Source organism: Saccharopolyspora sp. NPDC000995 (assembly GCF_053599315.1).
This window is the reverse complement of record NZ_JBSFLZ010000006.1, coordinates 20,409-39,624: the sequence shown is the minus strand read 5'-3', so window position 1 is coordinate 39,624 and position 19,216 is coordinate 20,409. Positions and strand designations below refer to the sequence as shown.

Annotated in this window: 20 protein-coding genes; 4 read left to right on the top strand and 16 right to left on the bottom strand. The window is 66.0% G+C overall.

All coding sequences use genetic code 11. From position 1 onward, the window contains the following. The first annotated feature begins 4 nt into the window (after positions 1-4). Entirely contained in the window at positions 5-745 is a 741-nt protein-coding gene (locus tag ACWDKQ_RS04045; RefSeq protein WP_450137264.1) for a class I SAM-dependent methyltransferase, read from the top strand. A 527-nt stretch (positions 746-1,272) separates the two neighbouring features. On the opposite strand, the gene ACWDKQ_RS04040 is transcribed toward ACWDKQ_RS04045, so the two are convergent. Continuing rightward, entirely contained in the window at positions 1,273-1,704 is a 432-nt protein-coding gene (locus ACWDKQ_RS04040) for a hypothetical protein (protein ID WP_450137263.1), read from the bottom strand. A gap of 119 nt (positions 1,705-1,823) precedes the next feature. Then, complete coding sequence (locus tag ACWDKQ_RS04035) at positions 1,824-2,249, bottom strand: SsgA family sporulation/cell division regulator (RefSeq protein ID WP_450137262.1); 426 nt, start codon at positions 2,247-2,249, stop codon at positions 1,824-1,826. 356 nt (positions 2,250-2,605) lie between these two features. On the opposite strand from ACWDKQ_RS04035, the gene ACWDKQ_RS04030 reads away from it, so the two are divergent. Continuing rightward, entirely contained in the window at positions 2,606-2,908 is a 303-nt protein-coding gene (locus ACWDKQ_RS04030; protein WP_450137261.1) for a hypothetical protein, read from the top strand. Between the two features lie 5 nt (positions 2,909-2,913). Continuing rightward, entirely contained in the window at positions 2,914-3,525 is a 612-nt protein-coding gene (locus ACWDKQ_RS04025) for an MBL fold metallo-hydrolase (protein ID WP_450137260.1), read from the top strand. A gap of 802 nt (positions 3,526-4,327) precedes the next feature. Here the strand turns inward: ACWDKQ_RS04025 and ACWDKQ_RS04020 are convergent. Then, complete coding sequence (locus tag ACWDKQ_RS04020; protein WP_450137259.1) at positions 4,328-4,633, bottom strand: hypothetical protein; 306 nt, start codon at positions 4,631-4,633, stop codon at positions 4,328-4,330. Positions 4,634-5,033: 400 nt separating this feature from the next. Beyond that, positions 5,034-5,291 (bottom strand): CPBP family glutamic-type intramembrane protease, encoded by a 258-nt coding sequence (locus tag ACWDKQ_RS04015; protein ID WP_450137258.1) that lies wholly within the window; start codon positions 5,289-5,291, stop codon positions 5,034-5,036. A gap of 2 nt (positions 5,292-5,293) precedes the next feature. Between ACWDKQ_RS04015 and ACWDKQ_RS04010 the strand changes: the two genes are divergently transcribed. Further along, on the top strand, positions 5,294-5,491 hold the full coding sequence (locus ACWDKQ_RS04010) for a hypothetical protein (RefSeq protein ID WP_450137257.1): 198 nt from the start codon (positions 5,294-5,296) through the stop codon (positions 5,489-5,491). An 879-nt stretch (positions 5,492-6,370) separates the two neighbouring features. Here ACWDKQ_RS04010 and ACWDKQ_RS04005 read toward each other — a convergent pair. The 12 genes from ACWDKQ_RS04005 to ACWDKQ_RS03950 form a co-directional block, all read right to left on the bottom strand. Then, a complete protein-coding gene (locus ACWDKQ_RS04005) occupies positions 6,371-7,945 on the bottom strand; it encodes an AMP-binding protein (RefSeq protein WP_450137285.1) in 1,575 nt (524 codons plus the stop codon). An 11-nt stretch (positions 7,946-7,956) separates the two neighbouring features. After that, a complete protein-coding gene (locus ACWDKQ_RS04000; protein WP_450137256.1) occupies positions 7,957-9,327 on the bottom strand; it encodes a protoporphyrinogen/coproporphyrinogen oxidase in 1,371 nt (456 codons plus the stop codon). Next, on the bottom strand, positions 9,324-10,229 hold the full coding sequence (locus ACWDKQ_RS03995) for a UbiA family prenyltransferase (protein ID WP_450137255.1): 906 nt from the start codon (positions 10,227-10,229) through the stop codon (positions 9,324-9,326). Before ACWDKQ_RS03995 ends, ACWDKQ_RS04000 begins: the two co-directional genes overlap by 4 nt. A gap of 84 nt (positions 10,230-10,313) precedes the next feature. Beyond that, a complete protein-coding gene (locus ACWDKQ_RS03990) occupies positions 10,314-10,964 on the bottom strand; it encodes a class I SAM-dependent methyltransferase (protein ID WP_450137254.1) in 651 nt (216 codons plus the stop codon). Positions 10,965-11,047: 83 nt separating this feature from the next. After that, a complete protein-coding gene (locus tag ACWDKQ_RS03985) occupies positions 11,048-11,575 on the bottom strand; it encodes an EF-hand domain-containing protein (protein WP_450137253.1) in 528 nt (175 codons plus the stop codon). A 178-nt stretch (positions 11,576-11,753) separates the two neighbouring features. Next, positions 11,754-12,059: a hypothetical protein gene (locus tag ACWDKQ_RS03980; protein ID WP_450137252.1), complete on the bottom strand. Its 306-nt coding sequence runs from the start codon at positions 12,057-12,059 to the stop codon at positions 11,754-11,756. Between the two features lie 137 nt (positions 12,060-12,196). After that, positions 12,197-12,643, bottom strand: coding sequence for a carboxymuconolactone decarboxylase family protein (locus ACWDKQ_RS03975; protein WP_450137251.1), 447 nt, complete (start codon positions 12,641-12,643; stop codon positions 12,197-12,199). A 3-nt stretch (positions 12,644-12,646) separates the two neighbouring features. Next, positions 12,647-14,290 (bottom strand): class I adenylate-forming enzyme family protein, encoded by a 1,644-nt coding sequence (locus ACWDKQ_RS03970; RefSeq protein ID WP_450137250.1) that lies wholly within the window; start codon positions 14,288-14,290, stop codon positions 12,647-12,649. Then, the gene (locus tag ACWDKQ_RS03965; protein ID WP_450137249.1) at positions 14,287-15,987 is read right to left on the bottom strand and encodes a CoA transferase; all 1,701 of its coding nucleotides are present in this window, start codon (positions 15,985-15,987) and stop codon (positions 14,287-14,289) included. Before ACWDKQ_RS03965 ends, ACWDKQ_RS03970 begins: the two co-directional genes overlap by 4 nt. Then, positions 15,984-16,790 (bottom strand): methyltransferase domain-containing protein, encoded by an 807-nt coding sequence (locus ACWDKQ_RS03960; RefSeq protein ID WP_450137248.1) that lies wholly within the window; start codon positions 16,788-16,790, stop codon positions 15,984-15,986. Before ACWDKQ_RS03960 ends, ACWDKQ_RS03965 begins: the two co-directional genes overlap by 4 nt. Then, entirely contained in the window at positions 16,787-17,923 is a 1,137-nt protein-coding gene (locus ACWDKQ_RS03955) for a DegT/DnrJ/EryC1/StrS family aminotransferase (RefSeq protein WP_450137247.1), read from the bottom strand. The genes ACWDKQ_RS03960 and ACWDKQ_RS03955 overlap by 4 nt, the downstream gene beginning before the upstream one ends. Beyond that, positions 17,923-19,161, bottom strand: a complete 1,239-nt coding sequence (locus ACWDKQ_RS03950) for a DegT/DnrJ/EryC1/StrS family aminotransferase (RefSeq protein WP_450137246.1) — start codon at positions 19,159-19,161, stop codon at positions 17,923-17,925. Before ACWDKQ_RS03950 ends, ACWDKQ_RS03955 begins: the two co-directional genes overlap by 1 nt. Positions 19,162-19,216: the final 55 nt, after the last annotated feature.

Genomic DNA, 19,216 nt, shown 5'->3' with positions numbered 1-19,216 from the left:
GCGCGTGAGCGACACATTCGCAGAAACCTCCTCGGTATACAGCCCAGACCATGCCGACATCTACGACGCGATCCACTCCGCGCGTGGCCGGGACTGGGCAACCGAGGCCGAGGAGATAGTCCAGCTCGTACGGACCAGGCTGCCCGAAGCACAGTCCCTACTCGACGTCGCCTGTGGGACCGGGGCGCACCTAGAGCGGTTCCGTGCCGAATACGCGAAGGTCGCGGGGCTTGAACTGTCAGATGCGATGCGGGAGATCGCGATCAGACGAGTCCCTGAGGTACCGATTCACATCGGTGACATCCGCGATTTCGACCTCGGCGAGCCATTCGACGTCATCACTTGCCTGTGCTTTACCGCGGCTTACATGCGGACCGTTGACGACCTGCGACGCGTGACGCGGAACATGGCCCGGCACCTGGCCCCTGGCGGAGTCGCGGTCATCGAACCCTGGTGGTTTCCCGACAAGTTCATCGACGGGTTCGTCACCGGAGCCGTCGCGCACCACGGCGAGCGGGTGATCAGCCGGCTATCGCACTCGGTCCTGGAGGGCCGTACGAGCCGGATGACCGTCCGCTACACAGTCGCCGAACCCACCGGCATCCGGGATTTCACAGAGTTTGAAATTCTCTCGCTGTTCACTGAGGACGAGTACACCGCCGCGCTCGAAGACGCAGGAATCCGCGCGGAATACCTTCCTGGAGCACCGAACGGCCGAGGCCTGTTCGTCGGAATCCGCAACTGAGCCCGGAACAACGACGCAGGACCTGGCTGGGCAGGCCCCGGACTCACTCGACCGATAAGCCGACGGGACCCCCGGGATCACTTCGATCGTCCCGATGCCGGCAAGCTTCTGACCGTCGTGATCTAGGTGCCAACCAGGTCGACGAAGCCCTGGCCCTGGCGACGATCGTCGGCGAGTTCGCCGAGGACGAACTCGCCTCGCCCTGCGACCACCTCGCCGCAGCTGTTCCGGCAGATGTTGTGATCCGAGCCGACGAGAACCACTCGGTTCAGCCCGGCACCTGCGGCTGGGAGGTGTTCGGCTCCTGAGCAGCCCCAAAGTACCGGCCATCGGCGAAGAACTCGTCCGGCTCCCGCGTCGGATGCGCCTGCCCTACCTACGCAAAGCCGCATCCGACGTGCTGGCAACCGCCCGCGCCAATCGCTGACGTGATCGCCCTTCTCGATCTCCGGCGATCGCAGCATTCGTTGCGTGGTCGCTGCGGACACGGCCTCGTCGGCGCATTGGCGGTGGATCTCGTCGAGGCATCACGACAGGAAGCGGAAGTGCCCGATGCGGTTGGCCCTGATCAGCACGTTGATGGAAAGGTTTCGCTGAGCCAGCCGTCGCGAATACTCCAACACCGCAGCAGGACCCGGCGAATTTTCCAACGGAATCTCGTATTCGAGAATATGCGGCAATCTGGCGAAATTTTCCTCAACACTCGTCCGTAGAATGCTGAGGGCGATCTCATCGGCTCGCAACTGCGGAGCCTCGGAAATCAGGTGCGTGTAGACGTCCCGGCTGACTTCCGAGACGCACGACGCGACTCTCGATGCCACGGCCGCTGTAGCTTCGAGGAATCGAGGCTGTCCGTGGCCGTGACACGACGGTACTGCGGCGGGAGCAGAAGCAGCGCTTCCTGAGCCGATGGCGCGCCTGGAGAAGATCAGCACTTCGGCCTGACCGAGCCGGCGCACGGCACCGACGTGGTCCAGCTGGAGCTCGGAGACGCAGCGTGGCGGAGTTTCAGGTGTTCAGCGCCGCCAGGTCCAGCGGCCGGCTGCCTGGCGTGCGGCGCTTCGGGAGAACCAAGCCACTACAGGTTGTGCGAGAGCAGCCGGCTCAGCACCTCGTCGACGTTCATCCACCGGTGTTCATCACCGGGTGCGACCACGTCGTAAGTGTCGTTCACGAAGTCCGCAAGCTGATCAGCATTCACCTCGAAGGAGGCCTGCCCCGACGGCGAGCTCAACTTGATCACGACCACACCCGAAGAGTCCAGTATGGGGCCGATTCGCACATCGCCTTCGCCTGCCTCGGCGATCAGCCCGTCGGCCAGCAGGTCGCGGGCGATCACCCAATCCACCTGACCGTCCGTGCCCACGTTGAACTTCATGGAGATCTCGTACGGATTGCGGCTGTCGTACCGCAGCTCCACACCAACCGGCGCGATCACTCCCGCCGGGGCTACCAGGTTGAAGGTCATGGTGGCGAGCACCGTGCCGTGATCGTTTGCCATCATGTCCGCACTCCCAAGCCTCGGCTTTGCTTCCGAGATGAAGCATGCCCAACCCGGGTACATACCTTCTTCACGAAGTCTTCAGACCCTGGTGGCAGTCCCCCTCGGGCTCCCCGCGAGGAACCTTCACTCACACTGAACCCACGGGACACTCTGGGCCCGGAACTCCCGAAGCTGACCCAAGGTGCAAAGCAACCGGCGAGTAGCTTTTCGCTGCGCCAGTCAATCAATGACGGCTCCGGGAATGTCTCGTGACAATGCTAGGGGTCCCGTAGTACTCGCCGAAAATGGGACGGATACGGGCTGACCAGCAGGAACGCGGTCAGGCGGTCTGGTCCTCGGGAAAGAATCGGGCGGGTTTGTCTGGCGAGATGGTGGCGGCGCCGAGCGGGACGGTCACCGCCGCACTGGTCACCCACCTGCACCGGGACCACACCGACGCGGCCGCGCTCGCGGCCGCGCTGACGCCGGGGGCACCGGTGCTCCGACCCGCGCCCGGCCACGGCGACGACGTGGACAACGTGACGACACTGCTGGCCGAGCGCGAACTGGCCCTGCACCGACTGGCGGCCGAGGTCGTGGATGCCTGGTCCACCCGCGACCTCGGGCCGTTCCGCGTCACCGCGGTCCCCGCCGTCGACGGGCTGGGTGCCCGCAGCTGAACTGGGTGGTGCAGGCCGACGGGCAGCGGGTCTTCCACGGCGGCGACACGATGTTCCACGGCTACTGGTGGCTCATCGCGCGCCGGTTCAGCCCGTTCGACGCGGTGTTCCTGCCCGCCAACGGCGCGGTGGTCGACGCGCCACACCTCCAGCCGCCGAGCCCGCTGCCAGCCGCGATGGACCCGAGGCAGGCCGCCGCAGCCGCAGAGATCCTCGACGCCCGGTACGCAGTGCCGATGCACTACGAGGCGGAGCAGCCGGACAAGATCGCGGGCTACGTCGAGGTCTCCGACCCGGAGAATGAGTTCCGCACGCACGCCGGACACCGCGCACACGTGCTGCCCATCGAGGAATGGCTGGACCTGGCCACTCCGCCGCGCCAACGGGCTCAGGTCGCAACAGAACATAGATCCGATGGATGGTCCGGAATCGCGTGGGAATCGGTTGCTCCAAGGCACACTCCGGTTGTAGCGGCGTCAATCACAAGATTCAGCATCCATTACTGCGGGAAACCACGATCGAATGCGACACTCCGAGCTGAGCCGAACCCACGGGTCCAGTCCTGGTCCTGGGCGGGACGGACCTTTGGTTTCACGCCGAACCCTCACTTGCGCTGAACCCAGCGGCCGAAGCGGCCCGATAGCAGACACCGGAAACCAGCGCTTAGCTCGGGAACGCTCGCTGCGGACCGGGTCCAGAGGCGAGCGGTCGGCTGGTGCTGAGTTCGGGGACGTTGTAGATCGTCGAGCGGAAGACGCACCGCACGCTTGAGCTTGAACGGCGCAGCACGCGACCCTCCCGAGATACCGGTTATGCGTGGTCAGATCAACACTGACCATTGTGCACCTTTAGTCGCATATGTCCGGTCACAATCGATCTGATGCGGAGCCGTCGCGCTGCTCTCTTGGGAGCTTTGGCCTGCGGTGCATCAGATCGACTGAGACCAGCCGCAGACCGGCCGTCTCGCTCTACCCGATGCACGTGCAAGCCCGACCCTCGGTCATGCCTGAACCGTGCGGTGGCGACGGATACGGCGCGACCCGGAACTACCGAGCCAGGCCGGTCCGACACGGCCAGCTGATCTCCGCAGCACGTACCTACAGATAGATACGCAGCTGGCTACGTAGTGCCACCGATGTCTGCGTATCGGGGGACTAAAGACACTGATGGCAACCCGATAAGCAGATCCGTCCAAGGCCAAACCATGCTCCCCCTTTCCCACACCGACCGAATCGAACCGGATTCGCCGCGCCCCCGACGTTCGTCGCGCCCCTCCCGGCCGAGCGCCACAGAGGTACTACGGTACGGCGAGCGCTACGCGGACCTCCGTGACCAGCACCTCGCACACACCTTGATCATCGAGGATGCGGGTGAAGAACGCGAGGAGATTTCGGCTCACGAGCGCATCACCTGCCACGTTCACCGTCGCTGGGCACACGAATGCATTGCCTCGCCGATGCACGTCATCCCCGTCACAGGGCACCGCTGGTGCCGCCCCTGCGAGGCCGAGGCATCCGTCGCGGTCGACGAGGTGACCAGATCGGTGACCGTAGTGTGCACGCGGTGCCGCCAGACCCCCGAGACCGCGGCGACTCGGCAGATCACCCGGACCTGCCGAGCCAGCCTGGCCGCTGCGCACGAAAGCCGCCGAGCCCGTGTGCAGGCCCAGAACACCGCCTCGGCGGCGGCCTGAACGATCACCTCGACGCCCAACAACCCAGTCATCACCACCATCACCAGCGCCGAACGGCCACACCGAACCCGCACCACGATCAACCCGGCTCTGCTCGCCCGATCCGACGAACGCCTCACCGACCAGGTCGTTTCCGTGGCCCGCCGCCACGAGTTCGGCACCACCGGCAGCCTGCCCCAAGGCCGCCACTAGACCCCGTCCCGGCCGCTACGACCTCGCAGTTCATCGCCGGCCCCGGCTCGGTTGGTACTGGCCGAGTCCCCCGAAAAACCGGGCATCGGCGGAATTGGCGATCTACGAAACCAGGCCTTCTACCAGGCTGCCGCGATGCTGCTAACCCGGATGGCCAGCGAACCGGCGGGCCCCTCTCGGCGGCATCGCGCAGAGCGTCGCTCGCGAGGTCCACGCTCGGGCCGCGTGCCTGGGCACCCCTTAGCCGAACAGCATGCTGACGACGGTTGCCACGCCGTTGTTGACCGCGTGAACGATCACACCTGGCCACACCGACTTGGTGCGCACCAGGAGAAGGCCATTGATCGCGCCGAAGACGATCGCCGGAATGAGGGTCAGGTTGATGCCCGGTTGATGCCGTGGGCCAAGACGAAGATGACGGTGCTGCCAACGACACTCACCCGTGTGCCGTATCTGCCGAGCGCGATTACGCCTCGGGACGAAAAGCGTTGGAGACAAAGGTGATCACCGCCGACGCCAAACACGCCAGCAGCGCCTTCATCGCCGAAGTCGAGGCCGCCGGGGCGTTCTGGCTCCTACCGGTCAAGGGCAACCGACCCAGTACACATCAGCGGCTGAAAACCCTGCCGTGGAACCACACCCGGATAGACGCCGACGACCGCACCCGGGGAGCGGACGGACCGAGACCCGCAGCCTGAAAGTCCTTGCCCTCGACAATGAACTGCGATCAAAGCTACTCCGAGCCCCGCAGGCCATCCAGATCCGGCGCTGGCGCCGACCGAAAGGAAAACCCGCTGCCGTCGAAACGGTCCACTACCTCACCAACCTGCCACCGGCCGACGCCGGCCCGGAGAAGCTGGGCAAACTCATCCCCGGACACTCGGGCATTGAAGGGCGACTCCACCTCGTCCGCGACGCCGCCTACAACGAAGATCACCGCGCCCGCACCGGCAACGCACCCCAAAACCTCGCCGTCCTCCGCAACACCGCCATCACCCCGCACCGCCAGAACGGAGCCACCGGAATCCAACCCGCCCTTGGCGCCGGCAACCGCAAACCCGAACGACTCCTCGACCTACTCCCCGAAACCACCTAAACCGGACAGGTCAACTTTGCACACGCCCCGGTGCGGAGCGGATGTGGCGTTCGCTCCACACCGGAGATCATTTGGGGGCTTCCGCGTGGGCGCTTGTTAACGCCCAGCTCCCGGCCCAACCGGGCGATCGGCCGGACCGTCTCCCGGACGATCCGGACCGCGCCCCTCCCGGAACTCCCAACCTAAATGACGGAGCGCGGCAATTGTGGCGCCTTGAGCGCAAAGTCCAGGGCGCCCAATCGTCGCTGGCCGGGATCATTGATTTCGCAGGCGAATGTGGAAGATGGGCCTGACCAGCGCACCGAGAGAGATTGAAGCCGACGTCAGAAACGAAGCCCGCAAGCTCGCGCAGTCCCGATCCCGCCAGTTGGCCGGCACCGGGACGAAATCCCCCGGTGCGCACGCGCGCTTCAACGATCTGGAGGCCACCGCACGACTGGAAGGTTCCGGGCAGGCTCGCGATCTTCGCAGACGCGTCCTGTTAGGTCCACCGTCCGGTGCCGTGGGTTTCGGCCGTTGCCGTGATCTCCTGCAGTAGGGCGAGGCGGCGGACCTTGCCGGTTCCGGTGCGTGGGATCTGATCCCAAGTCAGGGCTATCGGCGCTTGGAGTGGCAGAAGGTCGTGGGCCGCTCTCAGCCAGCTCGCTTCATCGAGCTCGCCGTCGGCGGTGACGACGACCGGCAGCGGCGCCTTCCCGGGTTGCCCGAGGACCACGCACTCCAGCGCCTGTGGTAGCCGTTCCTCCAAGATGTCTTCGACACGCAAACAACTCAGCTCCGGCACCATGTCGACCTCGCGGTCGAGCAAATCCACGCTGCCATCCCGGTTGCGCACCCCGAGATCACCGGTGATCCACCAGTCGCCCCAATGCTTAGCCTGCCATCGGTCCGTCTCCCCGACGTAGTCCAGGCAGCGGGCGGCGGTCTTGGTCAGCACAAGCCCAGGCCGGCCGAGCGGTACAGGCTGGAAGCTGTCGGGATCGACGACGCGCAACCGGGTTTTGACCGGGACCGCGTACCCAACGTTGCGGCTGGTGCGGGCGCTGCGCCTCGGATCGACCGAAGACCGGGTGTGGAAGCGGAAGGTCAGCGGCCCGGTCTCGGACTGCCCCCAACCCTGCATCCACAGTGCCCGCTTGCGATGACTTGCGGTCAGATACGAACGGATCGTGGGCGGGTGCATGGCGTCGTAGGTACTCACGAACAGCCGCGTCCGCCGGAACGGGTTGTCCAGCCGCTCGGTCAGCTCTGCGAACCGCACGTACGTCGCCGGAAGGGCTTCCATGACCGTCGGCGGATGTGCGCGCAGCACCGGGTCCGCCCGGTCGGCATCCTGCTGCGAGACGATGACGATCTCCCGCGGCGCCAGGCAGAACGCGCTCGCGGTCCAGCAGAAGGTGCGGCCGTGCGCGTATGCGCTCGCATTGACGAGCGTATCGTCACCACGCACGCCGATCACCGGGTAGCGCACCGTCTCGAACCTCGCCAACTGACCGATGATCGTGTTGCGCGAGTGCACTACCAGTTTGGGTGTCCCGGTCGTGCCGGAAGTGTGCATCACAGCGAGCGGTTCGTCGCCATGGCGCCGGCGCGGCCCGGGTGCGGTGTGCCCGCGCACATCATCCAGCGACAGCGTGCCGGGCACCGCACCATCCAGTACCAGCGTCGAGCCGGCGAACGACGCCAGGTCGACGCCTGCTGCACGGGCATGCTCGAGCACCGCTGCTGTAGTGACGAGTACTTTGGGATCGAGGCGCTTGAGAAGGGCCCCGACGGTATTGCTGGGCAAGCGGTCGGAAAGCTTCGCCGGGACGGCGCCGATGCGCACAGCCGCACAGGACAACAAGTCGTAGTCCCAGTGGTTCTCCTTGACGATCGCCACTCGGTCGCGGTGACCGGCGCCAGCCGTCGCCAGCCAACCGGCCAGTTCTTGCACCAACTCCGCGAGATCCGCGACGCCGAACTTGCGACGGTCGTCGCCGAGGTCCAGTGGGCGGTCCAGGTGAACTGTGCTGGGGGTGCCGTGTTCGGCGATCTCATCGAACAGGACGCCCATGTCATCCGGTTTCACAAGGCCTCCAATGCCGAATTGAGCGACGGTTGTCGACGGTCTGTTGTTCCCCTGAGCCGGCTCAGCGTTCGAGAAGCGGCGAGCGCACCCGCGCGCACGGCGCCTTCACTCGACGGCCGCAGCGTCAACCAGTCACCCGCGTAGTCGACCGGCGCGCAGGCGCGTGCCATGAACGCGCCACGCAACCGCAGCGCCGCCGGTGTCGCCTCGGGCAGCCCATACCGGAACCGGTGTACGAAGTTCGCCGCATTGGCCGATTCCAAGCCGGGCACGTAGCGGGCTGCCGCAGCGGTCAGCCGCGCGATCACCTCAGGTTCCGGAGCGTCCAGCAACGCCGCAACGGTGCGGGCGTTGGCCATCAGAGTCAGCAGTCCCTTGCCTGCCGGCGCGCGCCCAGGGTGCTTGGCGTGGTCGATGATGATCCCGGACAGCACCGATTCCTCGACTTCCGGGGTGAGCAGCACATACAGCGGATGGCGGGACTCCGGTGCCACCGGCCGGTCCAGCAGGCAGCTGACCTTCAGCGTCGGGGTGAACGTGCACGCCGACAGGAACGGACGCTCGTGGTCGGGCGTGTTGGAGTACAGCTTCGCGGCGATCGGCGCCGGCACGCACAGCAGGACCGAACGGGCCGTCACGGTGTCCCCACCGATCAGCAAGCGTGCCGAATCCCGGTCCGCGACGACCTGGTCCACGCGCAAACCGGTGGCGACGTCGAGGCCATCGGCCAGTCGGCGCGCGAGCGTGTCCATCCCATCGCGATAGGTGCGCCAGCTGCCGACCTGGCCAACGGAAATTAGCAGACTCAACATCGGCGCCGCAGCGGAGCGCGCCGTATCCCATCCGAAGAAACAGCCCGCAACCGGTTGGAACAGGTAATTGTGCAGGTCGTCGTGGTAGCGCCTGGTGAACTCGCGGATGGTCGCGGCGCCCAGCGGTGTGGACTCCGGAAAGTCGCAGTCGTATTCCGCCTTCCGGCGCGATGCGCCGCCGAGCACTCGCGCCAGGTCCAGGCGCGCTCGCAGCGACAGCCCCATGCCGGTGAGCATCCCAGCCCGGTCTGCGACACCGTGATGGGCGCGCCCGTCCCGCCACATACCGATGGCGCTGCCGATCTTGGGAATGTCGTCGAGCGACACCCCAAGGCGCGCCAGAAGCTGCCAGGTGGCGCGGTAGCCGTGCGGGGACAACTGCTCCGCCCCCTCATCGAGCACGAAACCTTCGTGCCGGAAACTGTGCATCCGGCCGCCGACTTCCGGCTGCGCCTCGAACACCCGCACACCCAAGCCTGCCCGCTGCAACTCGTGCGCCGCGGTCAGGCCAGAAACGCCCGCGCCGACGACGGCGACATCAAGATCAGTGCTCACACCGGGCCTCCCAAACCGGCGAGCAGGTTCGCCAAGATCAGCAGCCCGACGCTGACCCGGTGAACCTTGAAGCCCAACTTGCGTGCTCGCATGATGTCGCCGGCGCGGAATCCGAGGTAGTACTGCCGTGCGCGCAGCGCCGTCGCCGGAAGCATCAGCATCACGAACCACCACGGCGCCGCCCCGGCCGCCGAAGCCAACGCACCGATGGCGAACTCGGCGAACGAGAGCGCACCAATGAAAATCGTGTTGCCCCGGTGCGAGACTACAGCCGCGACGGTCGGCCGGTTCACTAAGCGGTCGCCCTCGACGTCGTTGCTGTTGGAGTAGACACCGAACATGAGCGGGCCGAAGCCGAACAAAACGCCCTGCACGAACATGAACCAGGAGAACTGCCCGGACACAAGACCATAGGGCGCGATAACCATGGAGAGGCCGAGCCAGACGAGGAAGATCTCCTGGAGCCCGCGGTAGCTCAGCTTGAGTCCGTAGGAGTACTGCAACGCCAGGACATAGAGCACGCCTATTGTCGCGACAGTCCATACCGGACTCGCGGGTGCGATTGCGATCGTGCCCGCCCAGACCGCGGCCCCAAGCAGTGCGGTGATCCAGCCGAAGCGCTCCGCTTCGCGAGGTTTCAGCGTGCCGGCGACGAGCGGCTTCCGCAGCTTCTTGCGGAACGGATTGTCCGGCCCGTAGTTCTTGATATCGCTGCCGTCGAGGAATCCGGTTAGGTCGTCGAAAGCGACCAGGGCGACGGTCACGAGGACCTCGCCGATGAGGAAGCCGAGCAGCGTAAGGACGGTGCGCGCATTTAACGCACCCGACGGCAGAACTACTGCGGAGGCGACCACCAAGATGCTGAGGTAGTAGTCGTAGACGTCGAGCTTGGCCAGTCGCACGTAACTGCGGAGCTTGCTCTCCGGCCGGGCTTTTTCGGTCGGGCTCGACAGACCCGTTTCGGTGTTCATGATCAGCACCCCGCTTCAGCCGGGAAACCGGATCAGTGCCGCCGTGGAACGGTCCCCGCCGTACTGCAGCTCGTGGGTCTCAACGAGCTGTGCGCCCGGCATCAGCGCAAGGTAGTCGTCCACCGACCGCAGCCGGGACCACTCGCTGACCGGGATCGCTGCCTGCGCGTACTCCACGAGCACGAGGTAACGGCTGGAATGCGAGATCGACCGGCAGATCTCGGCCAGTGCCGCCTCGTCGAGTACGTGCATCAGCACCCAAACCGACACGGCGACATCGAACTTCCGTCCATGCCAAGGCACGTCTTCCGCACGAGCCAGCTCGAAATCGACATTGGACAGGTCGGAGCAGGAGTTCTTTGCTTCGTCCAACATTCCGGGAGTCATGTCCAGTGCCGTAACACGGTCCGCCTGTGCGGCCAGAGTCGGTGTCAGGCGGCCGATCCCGCATCCGATCTCCAGCGCGGCGGACAGCGGGCGGGCGAGTTCTCGGGCCGCGGTTCGCAGGTGCCCCGCCACGACCTGCCGAGTCCGCTCCGTCGTGTCGGCGTTGTACTCCGCCGGCTGGGAAGCACGCATCACGCGGGCCAGGCCCTTCCGCCGGGCCCGCTGCCGCCACTCTTCCGTTACGTCACCTGCCGTGACAGTAGAAGCGTTGTTATACAAGGATTATCCCCTCAGTTCGGATGTCCGCGCGGCCGGTGACCACAACGGCACCGGCCGCGCGGAATCAGCATCCGCGGCGAAGGTCAGCCCAACAGCTCGACGTCGGACCGGCCGAAGTGGTAGTCGCGGACGGCCGCCAGGAGCTCGTCCGTGGACAGCTCACCATTTCCGTCCTTGTCGACCCGCTGGAACGCATCCGCGGCCTGGCTCCGGTCCATCCCCAGGGCGCTGAGCCAAGTGGCGAACTCCGCGCCGTTGATCTTCCCATCGCCGTTCTTGTCGCACAACGCAACGATGCCCTGTACCACCGGCGTCAGCGCACGGTTGAACTCGGCCTCGCCCTTCTCGAAGATGAGCTTCTCCGTGACGTCCATGAACTGCGCCTCGGTGACCGAGCCTTTGCTCCCGGCCTCCTGGTCGACGTATTCGAAGAGACCGAGCAAGGCGTTCTTGATCGGCTGCACGTCAGCCGAGTCCACGCTCTTACCGAAAGCCTGAGCGATCTGGGCGGCCTCCTGCTCGAAGTCCTTCCGCTCCAAACGGCCGCTGCCGTCGTGATCCCACTTGGCAAAACGCCTCTGCAGCCGCTCGCTGGCGACGGTCGTGGTCATCTCTCGATCACTCCATTTCCTTATCACACGGGAAAAGCAACGCGCGAAGCACGCGTCGCCTCACACAGACGTTCGCTGAACGTCAGCGTAAGATCGGTTTTTTCTTAGATTTAAGCTATCGGAATACGGCGGTCGATTGCAGCAGCACCGAACACGCAGCGAGCACCGACGCCGCGTCTCAGAGGGAGAAGCTCCCGCTGCCCGGCGCAACGTGGGAGCCTCGTCCCGGCTCGACGGTCAGGCTCGGCGTCATGCAGAACGGATCCCCGTAGATGCGCACCGGCTTATCGGTCTGGTTGTTCAAGACGTGCGCCGCGAGCGGCAGTTTGTAGCAGCCGTCCGGGTTCTCGTATGTTGTCAGCGGCTGCGCTTCGGTTTCGAAAACCGTCACCTGTCCGGTGGCCGCCGAGGCGGGAACTGCGACAGCTCCCATCGCGGAGAGAGCACCGAAAAGACCGAGCAGCGCCATACCCGTCTTAGACATGCGGGTTCCTTTCTCACATCTCGTTTCGCTACCAACGGCAACTTATTGATCAACCGCCGCGGTCTCGACGGGATCGCCGATACATATGCACGAACGAGTATCGGGTTATGCAGGTACAAGCGGTCGATAAGCCGGCCCTAGGAAACCGAGGCGGTCGCTATGGACAGCCGGTTGTAGGCGTTGATCAACGCGACGGTCCACAGCAGACTCGCCAGCTGCGGTTCGTCGAAGTGCTTCTCCGCCGGCCGGTAATCCTCGTCTGGCACCTTCCGGTCGTTGAGCAGCGTCACGGACTCGGTCAACCGCAGCGCCGCCTGCTCACTTTCGGTGAACAGGCTCGAGTCCGGCCAGTTCTCCAGCTCCCGCAAACGATGTTCGGACTCGCCCGCCTCTCGCGCGGAACGCGTGTGCATCGCCACGCAGAACCGGCACCCGTTGAGCTGCGAGGCGCGGATGCGGACGAGCTCGAGCAATTTCGCGTCCACACCGGATCTCCGCGCGTGTTCATCCGCGTCCCGGCTGAGCGCGTTCAGGGCACCGAAGTTCTCCGGCGATTCCTGGACGAGATTGACTCGATGGCTCATGGTTCAGCTCCCAACCGGGTCACAAACCTGGGCAGTACTGCGTTCGACGGCGATTGCCGTCGTGGTACGGCGGCATACCTTCCCCGTCGGGGCCAACGGAAGTTCCGCCAACCGCACCAGGAACTCCGGTAATTTTCGCCGTTCAAGACCGCGCTCCTGCTCTAGGAACCCGGTGATCTCGGCGAGAGAGAGCTCAGGAGTTCCCGCGGCTTGACTGATGCACGCGCACATTCGTTCGCCGAGGTCGTCATCTGGCACCGGAACGCAAGCCACATCGACGACCGCCGGATGTGCGCTGATCTCACGCTCGACCTCAGCCGGGCTGATCTTGTAGCCACCCCTCGAAACGACCTGTTCGATCCTACCGAGGACGTGCAACCGCCCGTGCTCGTCCAGCAACCCCCGGTCTCCGCTACGTACCCAACCGCCCGGGGCGCGATAACGGGCATCGAGCTCAGGGGCAGCCACGTAGCACAGCGGGCTCATCGGACCACGAGCCCAGATTTCGCCGGATTCGCCCAGCCTAACAGGCTGTCCCCGGCGGTCCACTATGCGGATAGATGCAACCACCTCGTCCGGAATTCCGGTACCTGTTTGCCGGCTGGTGCCCGTTCTCGCGGTGTGGCAGTTCACCCCGTCCGACGATCCGTAGATGGTGATGACCTCGCAGCCAAACCGCCGACGGCATTGCGCCGCGGTGACATCGGAGAGCGGAGCAGCACTCGACACTACGGCGCGCAGGCTCGACGTGTCTTCGTCCGGTTCGCCGGAATGTTCCGATAGCCGCCGCAACATCGTCGGCACCCCGAACAGGTGGGTCGGACGGTACTTGGTGACCATCCGCAGGACTTGCGCCGAATCGAACCGCTGCGCGAGCACAAGCGTCCAGCCCAAAGCGGCAATGGCGACGAAGGTCGCGCACGAACCGTACGACGAGGCCATCGACATGAGGATGAGGCCGCGCGCCGGCGCATTTCCGCTGTGCAGGGCCCGCACGTAGTTCGCTCGCCCGCCCGCCATGGCGTTGTGCGAATAGGCGATCATCTTCGGCTCCGCCGAGGTACCAGAGGTGACGAGAATCCGGACGGGGGCCTCCGGATCGACCGGCCGCGGGGACCAATCGTTACCCGGGCCCACGTTGTCCAGCGAGCGTGCCCCGTCCTCGCCCGCACCGAAGGTGAACACGGCGCGAGTATGCGGCAGTTCGCGGGCGACGTCCGCGTCCGGCGCGGCGCCGAAGATACCGGCGCTGGCACGCGACCGGCCGAGCAAACTGATCGTATCCCTGCTACCGCGGCCCGCCGGGTACGGCAGCGCCACCGCGCCGATGGCGGCGACTGCGAGTTCCGCTACGGCCATCCGCCACCCGTTGGGCATCCGGATTCCGATAATGTCCCGCTCGCCCAGCCCGGCATCGGTCAGCGCTGCCGCGATCCGGCGCACCTCACGGTCCAGCGCAGCGTAGTCGAGCGACCGTTGCGCGTCGATTACCGCTTCGCGATCCGGGTGTGCGTGGACATGCTCGGTGAACAGCGTGTAGATGTCCTTACCCGGGCAGTCGCCTTGGCGCACCCACTGGCTCCGCAGCTCCGCAGGCACGCAGTCCCGGATCTCGATGTCCGCCAGGGACCTCCAGGGGTCGGTCATTCGAACTCCCAAGGTGTCAGGGGAAATACGTGCTCGTCGCGTCCCAGTGCCAAATCGAATCTCGAATCAGCGGCCAGGTCCCGCAGCTCGGTACACACCTGTGTCGCCACCACGTCTGCCTCGGCCAACAGGGAGATCGATGTCGCCGTCGGTTGCTCCCGCAGCCTGGTAGCGATCTCGGCGGCGGTGCCGCAAGACCCGAGTCCAAGCGGCCCCGCAACGCTGCTGGGCGCAACGCCCCGCGGCAGCACGAGGTATCCGTCACCGGTTGCCAGGGGGCGATCGAGCTCCGTCCACACCGGCCTGTGGTCAGGCCGCGGCACCACGCCGGCCGATGAGTACAACGAAGAGTCCACCCTCGACCCGTTACCGGTGCGAACCCGCCTGAGCAACGAAGCCAGCACTCCCTGCGCACAAACCAGCCCGCCGAGAATGTCCGTGAGAGTCATCAACGACGGCGCGCTCGGCTCGTCCTCGGGGTAGGCAGCGGCGCCGAGACCGCTATGCGCCTGCACCAGGAAATCGGTGCCCACCGGTTTATCGAGCCAGGGCAGCGGTTCCCAGCCCGATGCCCACGCATAGGTGAGTCCCGGTCTGCATCGGGCGAGATCCGCCGCGTCCAGACCCAGCTGTTCGGCCTTGCCGGGCGCCCAGTTGTGCACGAACACGTCAGCCTCCGCGACGAGCTCGTAAACTGCGCGCCGACCGGAGTCGGTCTTGAAGTCCAACTCGACAACCCGTTTGCCCTCGTTCAGGGCGCGGAAGCGCGCGGAGCAATCGCCCGCCATCGGTGGGATCCCCCGCATCGGGTCGCCACCCGGCGGCTCGATGCGAATGACCTCGGCCCCCAGCATCCGCAGAACATGTCCCGCTACCGGGCCCTGGACCCGTCGTGTCGACTCCACCACGACGATCCCCTCGAGTGGTCTCGCAAGGGATGTCGCCGGAGGGACCGCCCCCGCACCCGGGAGAATGCGCAGGCTGCACGCCGCAACGTCTACCGGATGCGCAGGATGTTCCCGCAACGGCAGCGCGTGGATACCGGCGGACACGGCTGCGGCAGAAATGACTTCGTAGTCCACGCCCGCCATCGTCTTGTGCAGTTCCGACGGCAGATTGGCCGATGCCGTGGCGAAACGCTGCTGGAAGGGCCGCCAGCCCGCGCCGATCGCTGCGGGCTCGGCCCCGAGCGCACGCCAGAACAGCTGCCAGCCCTCGGGATACAACGTTTCAATTTCGAACCGGATACCGTCCCGCGACCGGAATGGTGGACGGCCACCAGCTTCCCAACTCTCCGCCCAATCGTCGTCGCTGGTCGCCGCCGCGAGATACTGCTGTACCGCCAGCAACGCGGCCTGCGCAACGGACGTGCGGACCACGTTGAGCCGGGTGCCCCGCTCGCGTGCGATCGAAGCCGCCAAGACTCCCTGCGCCGCAAGCACCCCGGCCACCGTCGAGGCGTAGTCCACGCCAAGCCTGGCCGGCCGACCGACGGCTCGCCCGTGCACGTGCATGATCCCGCACGCCGCCTGCACCGCAGACTCGTCCCGCAGCGGTATACCGACCGGGCCGGACCAATCGATATCGGCATCGACATGCTCCGCCGCGCAATCCGCCGGCAAGGCGCTCAACTGCGCCTCCGCCACCCGGGCGGCGACCTCTGCGGCCGTCTTCCGAACCGGAGCCGGCGCCGTCACGGCTGCCGTTCCTTTCGCCCCTGCACCGAGTACATGACGCTCGACGATGCCCGAAAAGATGGTTCGCGCATCACCACGCGCACCTCCGCCAGCTCCTCATCGGTCATCCCCACCGAGACCAGCCCGTCCCGCAGCTGATAGGTGTGGTTCAGCTGCAGCTGCAGAGTCGCCGACTGCGCGTGCCGCAACTGGATGTACGGTTGCGGGTCGATTTCCACCAGGCCCGCCGCGCGCATCGCCCCGGCGACCCGCCTTCCCCACTCGGGATCGCCGCCACGGGAGCGCATCAACTTCGTCTTGGCAGTCAGGAACTTCTGGTAGACCTGCGCGGCGCGTTCATCAGGTGCCAGCAGCACTGGTTCGTATGCGGCGTCGAACTCCTCGATCTGCAACCAGCCTCCCGGTTTCAACGCCCGGACGAGTTTCGCCATGATCGCGTCGCGTTCGGCAAGCTGTTGGAGAACCAGCCTGGCCACGATCAGATCGAACCGGTTTTCCGGCAACGGTTCGATCCTGGCGTCGTGCGCGGCTGCGGTCAGGTTTGGGTGATCATCAATGCGGCCCTGCTCGACGTCGGTGGCCAAGACGCTTCCGGTGGGCGCGACGCGGTCGGCAAGCCACCTCGCGACCGAGCCGTTGCCCGCCCCCAGCTCCAGGCAGTGCCAGCCGTCGGAAACCCCAGTGGCGGCGAGGCGTTCGGTGGTCATCGGGTCATACGCAGCGGTCAAACACCGGTACTGCTCACCTCGACGGCTACTGTCGCTGAACACGTAGCCGTGCGTGTCGGATGCGACGGTCGTCAATGCGATACACCTTCCTCGCCGGCAAAATCGCAAACCGCGTCGGCGATGCAGGTCACCTCGGAGTCACTGAGGTGCGGGTAGATCGGGAGTGCCAGAATCCGCCGGCTCGCGTATTCGGCGTTCGGCCACCGCCCGCCTTCGGGTGCGTGCGGCGCGAACCCCGCCTGCAGCGGAAGCGGCTGCGGGTAGTAGACGTGCGAGCCGATGCCCCGCTCCGCCAGGTGATCGCGCAACTCATCGCGTTCCTCGGCTTGAACGCAGTAGACGTAGTAGCAGCGCCCCTCCCTCCCCGACGGCGGAGGCACGACACTGCGACCGTCCAGCCCGGAGAAGCGTTCGGTGTAGTAGTCGGCGATGGCAGCCCGACGTTCCAGGCGCGCCGGGAGTCCCTTGAACCGGTACGTCTGGAAGGCCGCCTGGATCTCGTCGAACCGGCTGTTCGTTCCGACGATTTCGTAGACGAACCGCCGCCGGTTCTGCCCGTGGTTGCGCAGCATCCGCACCTTGCGCCCCAGCTCTGGGTCGCGGGTGACGACAGCACCCCCCTCGCCGGGCATGCCGAAGGACTTCACCTGCACGAACGAGAAGACGCCGGCTTCACCCCAAAGCCCGGCGGGTGTGCCGTCCAGTACCGCCCCCTGGGCTACCGCGGAGTCTTCGAGAAGCCGCAGCCCGTACTTCGCCGCCAGCTCAGCGAAACGCGGCATGTCCGCCATGATCGAGAACATGTGCGCCGGCATGATCGCCTTGGTCCGGTCGGTGATCCGCCGCTCGACGTCGTCCGGATCGACGACCATGGTGCGCGGGTTGATGTCGGCGAAGACCGGCTTCGCCCCCACCTCGAGGACCGACGACGCCAATGGCGCACAACCGAAGGCCGGCACCACCACCTCGTCCCCGGGCCCGATGTCCATCGCGCGCAGCATCAGGCCGAGAGCGGCGGTGCCACTACCGCAGGCGACGACATCGGCTGCGCCGAGCGATTCCCGCAGCAGTTCCTCGAAATCGGCGGTGCGCTCACCGAGGATGAACTTCTGTTCGCGCCCGGTGCCGATCTCCCTGAGCAGCTCGAGCATTGCCAACCGGTCGTCGGCGAACAGGTCCGGTGGGAAGAATGGGAGTTCCGAACGCATCAGGCGCACCTCCGGAAGCAGAACTCGCGAACGGCGGAGCAGACCCGGTCGAGTTGCGCGTCTTCGAGATCGGGATAAAGCGGTAGCGCCACGGCCCGCTCGCTGGCGGCTTCCGAGGTCGGGAAGTCCCCTCGCCGGTGCCCGAGCCCGGCGAAGCAGGGCTGCAGGTGCAGTGGCGTCGGGTAGTACGTCTCGGTGCCGACCCCGCACCCGGCCAAGTGGTCGACCAGCTCGTCGCGATGTTCGACCTCGATCAGGTAAGCGTAGAAGACCGCCGCCGACCCCGGTCCCCGGTCGACCACCTGCGGAAGCCGGAGCACGCCGGGTACCCCGCGGAGCCTTTCCCGGTAGGCTTCGGCTAGTTCCGCTCGGCGTGCGATGTCGGCATCCAGGCTCGTCATCTTGGCCAGCAGCACGGCCGCCTGGATGTCGTCCATCTTGCTGTTGGTGCCGACCAGACCTGTTTCGGTGGAAATGCCTGGGAAGTTGTCGAGGGTCCGGCCGAATCGGCCGTGGTGCCGCAGCCCGGAGACCAGCTCAGCAATCTGCGGATCGTTCGTGAGCACCGCACCGGCGTCGCCCAGCGCACCCAACGTCTTGCTGGGGAAGAACGAAAGCACACCACCAGCACCGTGCAGGCCCGCGTGGATCCCGCCCTGCCGCATCCCGATGCTCTCGGCGCTGTCCTCCAGCAGGGTCAGCCCACGGCGGTCGACGACTTCGCGCAACGCGGGCATATCGGCCATCTGGCAGAACAAGTGCGCCGGCATCACGAAGCGGGTGCGCGGCCCCGCGACCCGGTCGACCTCGGCCGCATCCAGCGCGTAGGTGACCGGATCGATGTCGGCGAACACCGGCCGCCCGCCGGCGAGCAGGACCGACGTCGCGGTGGAGACGAACGAATACGTCGGCACAACGACTTCGTCCCCGGGACGCAACCCAGCCGCGCGCAGCAACAAAATCAGCGCGTCAGTGCCGCTGTTGACCCCTACCGCGAAACGCGCACCGGTGTAATCGGCGAGCCGACGCTCTAATTCGCCGACCTGGCGCCCGTGGGAGAACTTCCCGTTGTCGAAGACCTCCTCGACTCGGGCGCTGATGGACGGCCAAAGCCGGTCGAACGTTCGGGCTTGGGAGAAGAACGGTACAGAAACGTCGTCGGCAGCTGGTTCATCCGGCGATGTCCTTAATCCTTCAATCGCGCTGACGGAATCCGTCCCGCGGGACAATACGACCACACTCCTGTTAGGACCTTCGATCGGAGTTCGTGATCACGAACCTAGCCGACTCGCA

What these genes read in the sequence shown, in the direction of transcription:
- ACWDKQ_RS04035 (WP_450137262.1), bottom strand. Translation starts at nt 2,249, where the DNA reads ATGATGGCAAACGATCACGGCACGGTGCTCGCCACCATGACCTTCAAC.
- ACWDKQ_RS04020 (WP_450137259.1), bottom strand. Translation starts at nt 4,633, where the DNA reads ATGACTGGGTTGTTGGGCGTCGAGGTGATCGTTCAGGCCGCCGCCGAG.
- ACWDKQ_RS04005 (WP_450137285.1), bottom strand. Translation starts at nt 7,945, where the DNA reads ATGGGCGTCCTGTTCGATGAGATCGCCGAACACGGCACCCCCAGCACA.
- ACWDKQ_RS03985 (WP_450137253.1), bottom strand. Translation starts at nt 11,575, where the DNA reads ATGACCACGACCGTCGCCAGCGAGCGGCTGCAGAGGCGTTTTGCCAAG.
- ACWDKQ_RS03980 (WP_450137252.1), bottom strand. Translation starts at nt 12,059, where the DNA reads ATGTCTAAGACGGGTATGGCGCTGCTCGGTCTTTTCGGTGCTCTCTCC.
- ACWDKQ_RS03975 (WP_450137251.1), bottom strand. Translation starts at nt 12,643, where the DNA reads ATGAGCCATCGAGTCAATCTCGTCCAGGAATCGCCGGAGAACTTCGGT.
- ACWDKQ_RS03970 (WP_450137250.1), bottom strand. Translation starts at nt 14,290, where the DNA reads ATGACCGACCCCTGGAGGTCCCTGGCGGACATCGAGATCCGGGACTGC.
- ACWDKQ_RS03955 (WP_450137247.1), bottom strand. Translation starts at nt 17,923, where the DNA reads ATGCGTTCGGAACTCCCATTCTTCCCACCGGACCTGTTCGCCGACGAC.